Origin of the sequence: Agreia bicolorata (genome assembly GCF_000938265.1) — a bacterium.
Taxonomy (GTDB): Bacteria; Actinomycetota; Actinomycetes; order Actinomycetales; family Microbacteriaceae; genus Agreia; species Agreia bicolorata.
In genome coordinates this window covers 135,860-147,530 of record NZ_JYFC01000008.1, presented here as the reverse complement: position 1 = coordinate 147,530, position 11,671 = coordinate 135,860, and the positions used below count along the sequence as shown (strand labels likewise).

General features: G+C 65.1%; 10 protein-coding genes, 1 tRNA gene and 1 pseudogene. 8 read left to right on the top strand and 4 right to left on the bottom strand.

Translation table 11 applies throughout. From position 1 onward, the window contains the following. Positions 1 to 26 precede the first annotated feature (26 nt). The 3 genes from TZ00_RS19075 to TZ00_RS16335 form a co-directional block, all read right to left on the bottom strand. Positions 27 to 1,343: a C40 family peptidase gene (locus tag TZ00_RS19075; RefSeq protein WP_052521645.1), complete on the bottom strand. Its 1,317-nt coding sequence runs from the start codon at positions 1,341 to 1,343 to the stop codon at positions 27 to 29. Between the two features lie 270 nt (positions 1,344 to 1,613). Beyond that, entirely contained in the window at positions 1,614 to 1,817 is a 204-nt protein-coding gene (locus TZ00_RS16340; RefSeq protein WP_044443312.1) for a cold-shock protein, read from the bottom strand. A 288-nt stretch (positions 1,818 to 2,105) separates the two neighbouring features. Continuing rightward, positions 2,106 to 2,190 (bottom strand) — tRNA-Leu (locus TZ00_RS16335). Between the two features lie 106 nt (positions 2,191 to 2,296). Between TZ00_RS16335 and TZ00_RS16330 the strand changes: the two genes are divergently transcribed. The 3 genes from TZ00_RS16330 to mshC are packed head-to-tail and all read left to right on the top strand — an operon-like array spanning position 2,297 to position 5,822. After that, the gene (locus TZ00_RS16330) at positions 2,297 to 3,622 is read left to right on the top strand and encodes a M20/M25/M40 family metallo-hydrolase (RefSeq protein WP_044443469.1); all 1,326 of its coding nucleotides are present in this window, start codon (positions 2,297 to 2,299) and stop codon (positions 3,620 to 3,622) included. 58 nt (positions 3,623 to 3,680) lie between these two features. Next, positions 3,681 to 4,535, top strand: a complete 855-nt coding sequence (locus TZ00_RS16325) for an undecaprenyl-diphosphate phosphatase (RefSeq protein WP_044443310.1) — start codon at positions 3,681 to 3,683, stop codon at positions 4,533 to 4,535. Between the two features lie 27 nt (positions 4,536 to 4,562). After that, positions 4,563 to 5,822 carry a cysteine--1-D-myo-inosityl 2-amino-2-deoxy-alpha-D-glucopyranoside ligase gene (gene mshC, locus TZ00_RS16320; RefSeq protein ID WP_044443308.1) on the top strand — a complete coding sequence of 420 codons (1,260 nt, stop codon included), beginning with the start codon at positions 4,563 to 4,565 and terminating at the stop codon, positions 5,820 to 5,822. A gap of 9 nt (positions 5,823 to 5,831) precedes the next feature. Here mshC and TZ00_RS16315 read toward each other — a convergent pair whose 3' ends face one another. Next, a complete protein-coding gene (locus tag TZ00_RS16315) occupies positions 5,832 to 6,752 on the bottom strand; it encodes a proteasome assembly chaperone family protein (RefSeq protein ID WP_044443306.1) in 921 nt (306 codons plus the stop codon). Between the two features lie 97 nt (positions 6,753 to 6,849). On the opposite strand from TZ00_RS16315, the gene TZ00_RS16310 reads away from it, so the two are divergent. From TZ00_RS16310 to TZ00_RS16290, 5 genes and pseudogenes are all read left to right on the top strand, one after another. Beyond that, positions 6,850 to 7,551, top strand: coding sequence for an HAD family hydrolase (locus TZ00_RS16310; protein WP_420796240.1), 702 nt, complete (start codon positions 6,850 to 6,852; stop codon positions 7,549 to 7,551). Further along, a pseudogene (locus TZ00_RS16305) lies at positions 7,548 to 8,568 on the top strand (tRNA (adenine-N1)-methyltransferase). Before TZ00_RS16310 ends, TZ00_RS16305 begins: the two are co-directional and overlap by 4 nt. Before the next feature lie 42 nt (positions 8,569 to 8,610). Continuing rightward, positions 8,611 to 9,561 carry an FKBP-type peptidyl-prolyl cis-trans isomerase gene (locus tag TZ00_RS16300; protein WP_044443302.1) on the top strand — a complete coding sequence of 317 codons (951 nt, stop codon included), beginning with the start codon at positions 8,611 to 8,613 and terminating at the stop codon, positions 9,559 to 9,561. A 50-nt stretch (positions 9,562 to 9,611) separates the two neighbouring features. Then, on the top strand, positions 9,612 to 10,652 hold the full coding sequence (locus TZ00_RS16295; protein ID WP_044443467.1) for a helix-turn-helix transcriptional regulator: 1,041 nt from the start codon (positions 9,612 to 9,614) through the stop codon (positions 10,650 to 10,652). Continuing rightward, a complete protein-coding gene (locus TZ00_RS16290; protein ID WP_044443300.1) occupies positions 10,649 to 11,668 on the top strand; it encodes a helix-turn-helix transcriptional regulator in 1,020 nt (339 codons plus the stop codon). The genes TZ00_RS16295 and TZ00_RS16290 overlap by 4 nt, the downstream gene beginning before the upstream one ends. Positions 11,669 to 11,671: the final 3 nt, after the last annotated feature.

The window sequence follows — 11,671 nt, the reverse complement described above, 5'->3', positions numbered from 1 at the left end:
GCCTCACCAGGCGGACTCAGCTGCCCCTAAAGGAATCGCACGAAGTAGTAGCTGCCCCAGAGCGAGTGGGCATGAGTCACGTAGCGACCCCAGTCGGGGGAGTGGATGACTCCACCCTGTCCGTCGTAGATGCCGATATGACCGCTCCACACGACCGCGTCGCCGGCCCGGGCGTCGGACGATGAGATGCGAACGCCCTGCGCTGCCTGCGTGGGAACGTATCGGGGGAGATCGATTCCGAATTGCTTGTAGACATACTGGGTCAACCCATCGCATCCGAAGCTGTCGCCGGGGTCTGCGCCCCAGCCGTAGGGCACGACTCCGACGAACTGCTCGGCATAAGCGACCACAGCGTCTCCGTCGTAGCTCTGGGGCGGGTTGACGACAGGGGCCGTCGGAGTCGGCGCGCTCGGCTCGTTGCCGCCCGACGATCCGCCCGATCCGCCCGTTTCACCCGAGGATCCATCGCCGCCGGAGGACGGCGCCGACCCGGGAGTCTCGGAGTCACCGCTCCCCGCAGCCCTCGCCGCCGCCTCATCGGCCGCCTGCTTGGCCTGGGCTGCCGCCTGCACGCCGGCGTTGTACTGATCTTCTGTCAGCTCGAGGTTGGTTGTGAGGGCCTGAAGCTGCACCGAGAGTTCGGCTTCGTGGTTCTGCTGCTCGATCAGGGCGGCGCCGACCGACTGCTGGGCCGCTACGGCGTCGTCGAGCGCGCTCTGTGCTGTCGCAGCCAGCGCACCCAAAGCATTGCGTGCCACATCAGCCTGATCACTGAGCGAGTCCGCCGTGTTCTGGTCGACCTCGGCCTGTTGATAGATGCCGGTCGTTGATTCGCTGAGCTTCGACATGGCGCCGAGCTGATAAAGAAGATCGCTCGCCTTGTCGCCCTCGACGAAGAGACGCGATGAGAGGTCATTGCCGCCCGAGCGGGCGAACTGAGCGGCAAGGATCGCCGCCTGAGCGCGGGATTCGGCAGCCTTGGACTTGGCCGCGGCCGCCTTCGACGCCAGCTGATCGGCCTCGAAAGATGCTGTGTTGTAGGCGTTCTGCGCCGCCTGATTCTCTTGCCAGCGCGCGTCGGCCGCAGCCTGCGCTTGACCGACCTGCGTCTGCAGACCGTCGATCAGGCCTGTGATGCGGGCGATCTCCGCCTCTTTGCCGGCCTCCGACGACCGCGCGGCGACCACGTCGTCCCACGATGGGTAGTTGTCGGCTGATACCGGCGACGACGAGATCGCCCCGGCCGCCAGCATGCCCACCACGGCGGTTGCCGCAAGAAAGCTACGCCATGGAGAGCGACGAGTCGAAGACCGACCGAGCGGTGCGGTGGTGGTGACAAGCATGGGTTCCCCGAATTCGCAGATATGGCCGCAACGATGTCGTGAGTCACATTCGTCACAACAACAACATCGCTCACACTAGCAACGATTGGGGTGCCGCTCTATACACGGTAAAGAATCAATCAACCGGAGCGAATTCGGCGTGTCGCATATTTTTCAGAACACGCGACGAAGGCCCCCCATCCGAATGGATGGAGGGCCTTCGTTGTCAAGCTTCGCTTCACGCCGTCTCAGTCATCGCTTTCGCGCAACCTCGACCGGGTAAGGAAAGACTTAGAGGGGGCGGATGTTCTCAGCCTGAGGACCCTTGGGGCCCTGCGCGACGTCGAATTCGACCTTCTGGTTCTCATCGAGCGAGCGGTATCCGCTGGACGCGATAGCCGAGTAGTGCGCGAACACGTCGGGGCTGCCGTCTTCGGGGGCGATGAAGCCGAATCCCTTTTCAGCGTTGAACCATTTCACTGTGCCTGTAGCCATTGCAAACTCCTCCTGGAGTGATAATTCGGTCCCGATTGTCGGGGCCACTCGTCGGGGTGTTCGTCGTCTCCCAGGATTGGGCCCGAACAGTGTCGGGCAGGGCACCGCAGGCACCCCGGACGTGCGAGGCACATCAACTTCTGTGAACAGCCTACTATGCTCTCGGCTTCAGCGTGCGACCAAAATCATCACGCCTTGATCACACTCCCGTGAAAACAGCCTCGAAAAAGAGAAAAACCCCCGACATCTCCGGTGAATAGAGATGATCGGGGGTGATTCTTGCTTCTGTGTCCGAAGGGGGACTTGAACCCCCACGCCCTATACGGGCACTAGCACCTCAAGCTAGCGCGTCTGCCATTTCCGCCATCCGGACTGGATGAGCCGCTTCCGTTCCCGGTGCAGCCAAGGTAAGACGATAGCACGGTTTGAAACGCACTCGACGCCACGAGCTCATCGAGGCCCTGCGGTACCGTGAAACCATGACTTCGACTCCCGCGAACCCCATCCCCGAAGCGGGTCTCGACGCCACAGCCGCGATCGCCCGTGACCTGATCCGCTTCGACACATCGAACTTCGGAGAAGGCCGATCCAATGGCGAGACGGACGCAGCGGAATATGTCGCAGCGCATCTTGAGAGGCTCGGACTGGTTGCCGAACTCATCGATTCTGAGCCTGGCCGAACGAGTGTTGTGGCCCGCGTCGAGGGCGAGGATTCGAGCCGAGGCGCGCTCGTCGTGCACGGTCACACCGACGTGGTGCCGGCAATAGCCGACGACTGGTCGGTCGATCCATTCGATGGCGTGATCGCCGACGGCATGCTGTGGGGTCGTGGTGCCGTCGATATGAAGAACATGGATGCGATGATCCTGACCTCGCTCGACGACATCCTGTCGTCCGGCCGGAGGCCCGCCCGAGATCTCGTGGTGGCGTTCTTCGCCGACGAGGAGGCCGGGGGAGTCCTCGGCTCCCACTACCTTGTCAAAAATCGCCCGGACCTTTTCGCCGGGGCGACCGAGGCGATCAGCGAGGTCGGCGGTTACTCCATCGACCTCGACGGAACGAGGGCCTATCTGGTTCAGACAGGCGAGAAGGCCCTGATCTGGGCGAAGCTCGTGGCCAGGGGAACAGCCGGACACGGATCCCAGATCAACTCCGACAACGCGATCACCAGGCTCGCCGGCGCCGTCGCGAGGATCGGCAGCCAGGAGTGGCCGGTACACCTCACCAAGACGACCACGGAACTCCTGGGGCGAGTCGCCACAATTCTGGGCAGGGACCCGCAGAGAACCACCCCCGACGAACTCGCCATCGCGACGGGAACGGCGTCGCGGTTCATCTCGGCGTCACTGCGCAACACCGCCAACCCCACAGGCTTGACGGCCGGCTACAAGCACAACGTGATCCCCGACCGGGCCGAGGCGCTACTCGACATACGCGTATTGCCCGGCCAGGAGGAGATGGTCATCACGCGACTCCGCGAACTCGCCGGCCCCGGCGTCGACGTCGAGATCTCACATCAGGACATCGGACTCGAAACCGACTTCTCAGGCCCGCTCGTCGACCAGATGATCTCCAGCCTCCACCGATTCGACCCCGAGGCCGAAGTACTTCCCTATCTGCTGTCGGCCGGAACCGACAATAAAGCCCTCAGTACCATCGGCATCAAGGGCTACGGATTCGCTCCTCTGCAACTGCCACCGGCGCTCGACTTCCCCGCCCTGTTCCACGGCGTCGACGAGAGGGTGCCGCTCGACGCGTTAGTGTTTGGCAGACAGGTTCTCACCGACCTCCTGCTCCGCTACTGACCGGCCGCACCACCGCACGCCCGACCGACTACGTCGCATCATTTCCCAAGGAGAGTTCGTGGACTTCCTCAACGCCGTCATCCTCGGCCTCGTCCAAGGACTCACCGAGTTCCTGCCTATCTCCTCGAGCGCACACCTGCTGATCGTCGGCCGTCTCCTGGGCACGGGCGACGATCCGGGAGCCGCATTCACCGCGATCACGCAGCTCGGCACCGAGACGGCCGTCGTCATCTACTTCTGGCGCGACATCTCGCGCATCGTCTCGCAGTGGTTCCTCTCGATCATCGGCAGAATTCCCCGCACCGATCCCGACGCAAAGCTCGGCTGGTTCATCATTCTCGGCAGCGTGCCCATCGTTGTGCTCGGGCTGATCTTCCAAGACGCGATCGAGAGCACACTGCGCTCGCTCTGGATCGTCGCCGGAACCCTCATCGTCTTCGGAATCCTCCTCGGCGTCGCCGACTACATCGGAGCAAAGAAGAGGCGCCTCGATCAGCTCACGGTTCCTCACGCGACGGTGTTCGGCTTCGCCCAGGCTCTCGCACTGATCCCCGGCGTATCCCGCTCGGGCGGCACCATCACGGCCGGGCTGTTCATGGGGTACGAACGCGCCGCCGCAGCGCGATACTCCTTCCTGCTCGCGATCCCCGCCGTCTTCGGCAGCGGCCTCTACCAGGTCTTCAAGTCCGTCAAAGAGACCTGCACCGTAGCCACGGCCACCTGCACCCCCGAGGTCTTCGGCCCACTCGAGACGCTGGTCGCCACGGTCATCGCCTTCGTCGTCGGCCTCGTCGTGATCGCCTTCTTCATGAGTTACATCTCGAAGCGAAGCTTCCTGCCCTTCGTCGTGTACCGCATCGCTTTGGGACTCGTCCTCGTTGTTCTGCTCAGCACAGGCGCCATGCAGGCCTGACCCCTCGGGCGACGGTAGTCTTTTGCAGTGCATTCCTGGAGCAGACCCACCGTCCCCTCACTTCCCGGACGGGGTCCCGTTCCCCGGGTCTTCGACGACTCGACAGAGTCACTGGTCGAGACGGCGGGCGTCGACGGCCGGATCGGCATCTACGTGTGCGGGATCACCCCCTACGACGCCACCCACCTGGGTCATGCGTCGACCTACCTGGCCTTCGACGGCATCCAGCGTCTGTGGATCGACGCGGGCCTCGAGGTCGACTATGTGCAGAACGTCACCGATGTCGACGACCCGCTGCTCGAGAGAGCGAACGCGACCGGCGTCGACTGGCGCGAACTCGCCGCGAGCCAGGTCGAGCTGTTCCGAACAGACATGGCGGCGTTGCGCGTCCTTCCGCCCCGCGACTACGTCGCCGTCACCGAGGTCGTCGACCCGATAGCGGATGCCGTACGCCGGCTCGTCGACGCCGGATTCGGCTACCCGGTCGACACGCCGGACGCGAGGGATGCCGACGGCCAGGACATCTACTTCGACATCGACGCGGCCGCCGAGCACACCGACTGGCACCTCGGGCTCGAAAGCCGTCTCGACGCGGCGACGATGGCTGCGTTCTTCGCGGAGCGCGGGGGAGACCCCGACCGCGAAGGCAAGCGCAATCGGCTCGATCCGCTGCTGTGGCGCGCTGCCCGCGAGGGCGAACCGTCGTGGCCCAGCGCCGTCGGCGAAGGACGCCCGGGATGGCACATCGAATGCTCGGTCATCGCACTCGATGCCCTCGGTCCACACTTCTGCGTGCAAGGCGGCGGCAGCGATCTCGTCTTCCCTCACCACGAGTTCTCTGCGGCGCACGCAACGGCCCTCACGGGTAAGCGCTTCGCCGACGTGCACGCACACGCGGGCATGGTCGCCTACCAGGGCGAGAAGATGAGCAAGTCGCTGGGCAACCTCGTACTGGTCTCGGGTCTTCGCGCATCCGGTGTCGACCCGTCGGCCGTGCGACTCGCCGTTCTCGCGCACCATTACCGCGACGACTGGGAGTGGACCGACGCCGGCCTGGCAGAAGCCGTTGCCCGCCTCGAGCGCTGGCGCGATGCGGTCGCGCGCCCACAGGCATCCGATGCCTTCGACCACGAGGTCACGCTGCTCGCGGAGCTTCGCGGTGTGCTTTCGTCAGACCTCGACACTCCCGCCGCCCTCAAGGTGATCGATGAATGGGTCGCAGGCGCGCATCCGACGGGAGGCCTCGTGGCACGCGCCGTCGACGCACTGCTGGGAGTGCAGCTCTAGAGCAGACCGTCAAGCGCCGGGGCGCCACGGCTCGTCTGGTCGGCCGTCGCCGCGCTTGCGCAGATACTTCTCGAACTCCTGCGCGATCGCCTCGCCGCTCGCCTCGGGCGAGTCGACCGTGTCGCGCGCCTGCTCGAGCTGCTGAATGTAGGAGGCCATCTCGTCATCTTCTCCGGCAAGCGCGTCGATTCCAGACTCCCAGGCGGATGCCTCGTCGACGAGATCGCCGCGGGGGATCACGACGTCGACGAGTTCCTCGAGCTTGTCGATCAGCGCCAACGTCGCCTTGGGAGACGGGGCGTTGTGCACGTAGTGCGGAACGGATGCCCAGATGGAGACCGTCGCGATTCCCAGAGCCTCGGCCGCATCGGCGATAACGCTCAGGATGCCGACAGGGCCTTCGTATGTGGATCTCTCGATGCCGAGCTGGCTGCGCACGGATGCGTTCTCGCTCGTCGCGGTCACGGAGATCGGCCGGGTGTGCGGCACGTCGGCCAGCAGAGCCCCGAGCAGAACGATTCCCGAGACACCGGCGGTCATGGCCGCGTCGAGCACCTCGACCGTGAACTTCTTCCAGTTGCGAGACGGCTCAGCACCCACGAGCAGGAAGACATTGCCGGTGTTGTCCGATCCCACGCGAAGTTCTGCGTCGGCTGCGAGAGGAATGTTGTCGACCTCCGTGCTCGCCGGACCGTAGATCGTCGCGCTCGGCCAGATCAGGGCTCGATTGCCCTCGTCGTCTTGAGACACCACCGGCCTGTTGAACTGAAAGTCGAAGTACTCCTCGGCATCGACACCGGCGATCGTGACCAGGTCGAGCTGCTCGCGCAGCAGCTGCACAGCTCCCGTCGCCGCTTCGCCCGCATCGTTCCAGCCCTCGAATGCGACGACAAGAAGCCGCCCTCTGAGGAATTCGTTGCCCTGTGTCACCGTGTGGAGAACCCTTTTCGTCGTCGCGTGATCGTTCTGACAAGGATAGGCCGTCGATCCAGACCAGGCGCCCGGCCCCGTAGACTCGTTCCACGTGATGACACCCATGCCCGCCGCCGTCCTGTGGGACATGGACGGAACAATCGTCGATACCGAGCCCTATTGGATGCGGTCGCAGGAGGCGCTCGTCTCCCGATTCGGCGGCGTCTGGACCCACGACGACGCGATGACCCTGGTGGGTTCCGGGCTCGACCGTACGGCCCGTCTCCTTCAGGAGCGTGGCGTCGACATGCAGGCCGACGAGATCATCGATCACCTGACGCACGAGGTGATGACGCTCATCAGCGTGAGTGTGCCATGGCGACCCGGTGCCCGCGAGCTGCTCTCCGCCCTGCGGGAGTCTTCCGTGCCCTGTGCTCTCGTGACCATGTCATTCGGCGTCATGGCTGAGCACGTCAGATCTTTCATTCCCTTCGATGCCTTCGATGCCGTCGTCTCAGGCGACAGCGTCGAGAACAGCAAGCCTCATCCCGAGGCCTATCTCGAAGCCGCGCGTCTCCTGGGAGTTCCCATCGAAGACTGCGTCGCTTTCGAGGACTCCGTTCCTGGTGTCACCAGCGCTGCGGCGTCGGGCGCCGTCACGATCGGCGTACCCCACCTACTCCCGCTCGAGAACAGCCCGGCGAGTGTATTGTGGCCGACGCTCGCGGGCCGCACCGTCGACGACGTCGGTGCAGCTCTGCAGGCCCACAGGCGCCCGGGCGCCATCCACCCCACAACCGGAAGTCGACACCCATAACTGTGAATTCATTCTCCGGGCCGTTCCGCGTCGGCGAACGCGTGCAGCTCACCGGCCCCAAGGGCAAGCTCAACTCCATCACACTGGCGACCGGGGCGGAGTTCCACACCCACCGCGGAGCGATCGACCACGACGCGATCATCGGGCAGCCCGACGGATCCGTCGTCACGAACACGGTCGGTGTCGAGTACCTCGTGCTGCGCCCCCCTTCTCACCGACTTTGTGATGTCGATGCCGCGCGGCGCCGCGATCATCTACCCGAAGGACGCGGCGCAGATCCTCGGCCAGGCCGACATCTTCCCGGGTGCCACGGTCGTCGAGGCCGGCGTCGGCAGCGGCGCCCTGTCGCTCTGGCTGCTGCGAGCGATCGGTCCTGAGGGGCGCCTGTCGTCGTTCGAACGACGCGAAGAGTTCGCCGATGTGGCCATGGCCAACGTGACCGCGTTCTCCGGCTCGACTCCCGGCAACTGGAGCATCACCCTGGGCGACCTGAGCGAGGCTCTGCCCGAACAGCATCCGGATCACTCGGTGGATCGCGTGGTGCTCGACATGCTCGCGCCATGGGAGTGCATCCCCGCGGTGACCGACGCGCTCAAACCGGGGGGAGTCGTGCTCTGCTACGTGGCCACCGTCACCCAGCTATCCCGCGTCGTCGAGACAATCCGCAGCACAGGGGCTTTCACCGATCCGCAGCCCTCGGAGACCATGATCAGGTCGTGGCACGTCGAGGGCCTGGCCGTGAGACCGGATCATCGCATGATCGGCCACACGGGCTTCCTCGTCACCGCGCGCCGGCTCGCGCCGGGCGCCCAGCTACCTGAACTGAAGCGCCGGGCATCCAAATCGGAATACTCCGACGACGACGTTGAGACGTGGACCCCGGGCGCACTCGGCGAACGCGGTATCAGCCCCAAGAGCCTCCGCAAGCGAGTGCGAATGGCGACGGCAACCGCCACAGCACGCACCGCCGGCGACGCCGAGCACCCGGTGCCCGGCGACGACGCCGACCCGGAATAAACTAAGCTGTTGTCCGCTCAACCACCACTGAAAAGAGGATCCGTGCGCAAGTCGATCGCGCTCATTCTGTCTGCGGGTCTTCTCGCCACCCTGTCTGCGTGCGCGTCCCCAGGATCGGGCCTCGCCGACGGAAACTGCACACCCTTGGCTCAGCCGGGAGCGGCATCCGAGACCGTCACGGCCGCCGGTGATCCCGGGCAGGCAACCCTCGACTTCGCCACTCCGCTGAAGTCGAAGAGCACCGAACGCTCCGTACTCACGGCTGGCTCCGGCCCTGCCGCGCAGGTGGGGGATGTGATCTGGGGCAAGGCAGTTATCGCGAGCGGCACCGACTCGTCGCAGTCTCAGCAGGCACCCTTTATGATCACGCTCGATCAGAAGGTGACGCCGGCCGGGTTCATCGACGCCCTTGATTGCGCACGTGCAGGAGACCGGATCGCAGCCGTCATCCCCACCGCTCAGACGACGGTCGACCAGTCGACGGCACCGGCAGACGGCACCGCTGACGCCTATGTCTTCGACATCACCTCGGTGTACCCCGGCGCCGCGAACGGTTCCGCCGAGCCCGCAGAAGCAGGATTCCCCAGCGTCGTCACCGCACCAGATGGCCGGCCCGGCGTCACCATCCCCTCCGGCCCCGTGCCAAGCGATCTGCGCTACACCACCCTCAAGAAGGGATCCGGAGCAGTGGTCGCCGAGAACGATGTTCTCGTCGTTCAGGAACTCGGTGTCGTCTGGGGTGACAAGTCCGTCTTCGAATCCACCTGGGACAAGGGCGCTGCCGTTCAGATTCTCGCCGCCGACGGAACGACCACGAAGGGCGGCGTCGTGCCTGGACTCCTCAAGGGGCTCGTCGGCCAGACCGTCGGCTCCCAGGTTCTCGTTGTCGTTCCTCCGAGCGACGGTTTCGGTGACACGGGAACGACAGGCGTCCCCCCGGGTTCCACGCTCGTCTATGTCGTCGACATCCTCGGTTCCAACCCGGCGTCCTGACAAGGGCGGCTCAGGTCACCGAGCTACTGCGGCGCACTAAAATAGTGCCCGTGCCAGACCAGTCCCGAACCACGTCCTCGACCGAAGCATCAGCTCCCGCTGTTGCCGTCGAAGAGCGACTCTTCAGCCTCGTTCTGGCTCTCGTTTCCACAGAGATCGGCCTCACCAAGGCCGAGATCTTGGGCGCCGTTCAGGGCTACCGGCAGAAGTTCGTTCCGGGCGGAGACAATTCGAGCCTCGAGCGCCAGTTCGAGCGCGACAAAGACGACATCCGCGAGCTGGGCGTGCCGCTCGAGACGCTCGAGTCACCGACCGACCCGGGCAACAACCAGGCGTTGCGCTACCGCATAGCCAAGGGTGATTACGATCTTCCCGCCGACATCACGTTCACCCCAGAAGAGACCACTCTGCTCAACCTGGCGGCCATGGTCTGGCGAGAGGGATCGCTCTCCGGCGAGTCCCGCCGGGCGCTTCTCAAGCTGCGCTCACTGGGAACCGAGGGAAGCAAGCAGCTCGTCGGCTACGCCCCGCGCATCCGCACACGAGACGCCGCCTTCGGACCACTCACCGACGCCCTGGACAAGGCGGTTCTCGTGCGTTTCAGCTACCTCAAGCCGGGGGAGCAGAATGCCCGAGAGAGAACGGTAGCCCCGACCGCCGTTGTGCAGCACCAGGGCCGCTGGTACCTGCAGGCTGAGGATCAACAGGCCGACGCCCCGCGCACCTTCCTCCTGTCGAGGATCGTGGGCCCCGTCGTGGTCACCCGCACGCCCGCACCTCGTCCGGCATCAGCGACGGCCGGTGACGATGCGCTGGCAGAGCTCGACGAGATCTGGAGCACGCAGATCGCGCGCGTCTCGGTGCGGCCCGGTACCGATGCCGAATCGCGCCTCGGAAAGCGGCGGGGGAGCATCCGGCACACCGACGGGACCATCGCGTTGCACTACACCGACCTGGCGCTTCTCGCCGACGATCTGGCCGCCTTCGGACCCGAGGTCGTCGTGATTTCACCGCCGGCGCTCCTGAACGCGGTTCGCGATCGGCTCCGGGCGATCGTCGCGAGCCACTCAGACACGGTGGATGCCGCATGAGCGCCGAGCAGACGACATCCGGCGGGTTTCACCACGCGCAAGACAAGCTGACGTTCCTTCTCTCGCTCGTTCCCTATTTGATTCAGCAGTCCCAGGTGAGCGTGCACGACGCGGCCCGGCACTTCGGAGTGTCGGACGAGACCATCCGTGAGGCCGTGCTTCTGATCGCGGTGTCGGGCGTGCCAGGAAGCGACAGCAACTATCAGCACGGTGACCTCTTCGATATCGACTGGGATGCGTTCGACGAGAACGAGATCATCATCACCCAGCTCGTCGCCATCGATGACTCGCCCCGCTTCTCGGCCCGCGAAGCATCTGCCCTCATCGCTGGACTTCAATACATTCAATCGCTGCCCGAAAACGTCGATTCGGCGGCGTACTCGAGCCTCGCAACCAAACTTGCGCGCGGTGCATCCGAGACGCCGAGTCAGGTCATCGTGTCCCCGGCGGCGACGAACGAGACGTTCGCCCGCATCGGCGATGCCCTGTCTCAGGGCGTGCAACTCGAGTTCGACTACAGAGACTCGCGTGGGCAGACAGAGCACCGACGCGTCGATCCGCTGCGTCTGGATTCGGATGACGACGACTGGTATCTGCGAGCCTGGTGCCACTCGCGGCACTCTGTGCGCACGTTCCGCCTCGATCGCATCGATGCGCTGCGGGTCACCGACCTGGCCATCGATCACCGACCCGCCGACGTACCCCTCTCCGATTCCCTCTTCGACACGTCGGGGGAGCACACGAGCGTCGTTCTCGAATTCCGCCCCGAGGCACTGAGCCTGCTCGGCGAGTTCGTGCCGGAGGGCACACGAGTGACCCGTTCCGGAGATATGAGTCGGGCATCCGTTCGCGTCGCGCACTTCAACGGTCTCACTCGCCTCGTCGCCGGCCTTGCAGGGGTGGCCCGAGTCGTGGATCCGCCCGAGGCCCGTCAGGCAGCACGTCGTTGGGCGCTCGATGCGCTGGCTGCGTATCCCGATTCGCCGTCCTCCGAGACGACGATCACGAACGCGTAGGCT

Coding starts and splice junctions, on each gene's coding strand:
- TZ00_RS19075 (WP_052521645.1), bottom strand. CDS start 1,343: ATGCTTGTCACCACCACCGCACCGCTCGGTCGGTCTTCGACTCGTCGC.
- TZ00_RS16340 (WP_044443312.1), bottom strand. CDS start 1,817: ATGGCTACAGGCACAGTGAAATGGTTCAACGCTGAAAAGGGATTCGGC.
- TZ00_RS16330 (WP_044443469.1), top strand. CDS start 2,297: ATGACTTCGACTCCCGCGAACCCCATCCCCGAAGCGGGTCTCGACGCC.
- TZ00_RS16310 (WP_420796240.1), top strand. CDS start 6,850: ATGACACCCATGCCCGCCGCCGTCCTGTGGGACATGGACGGAACAATC.
- TZ00_RS16290 (WP_044443300.1), top strand. CDS start 10,649: ATGAGCGCCGAGCAGACGACATCCGGCGGGTTTCACCACGCGCAAGAC.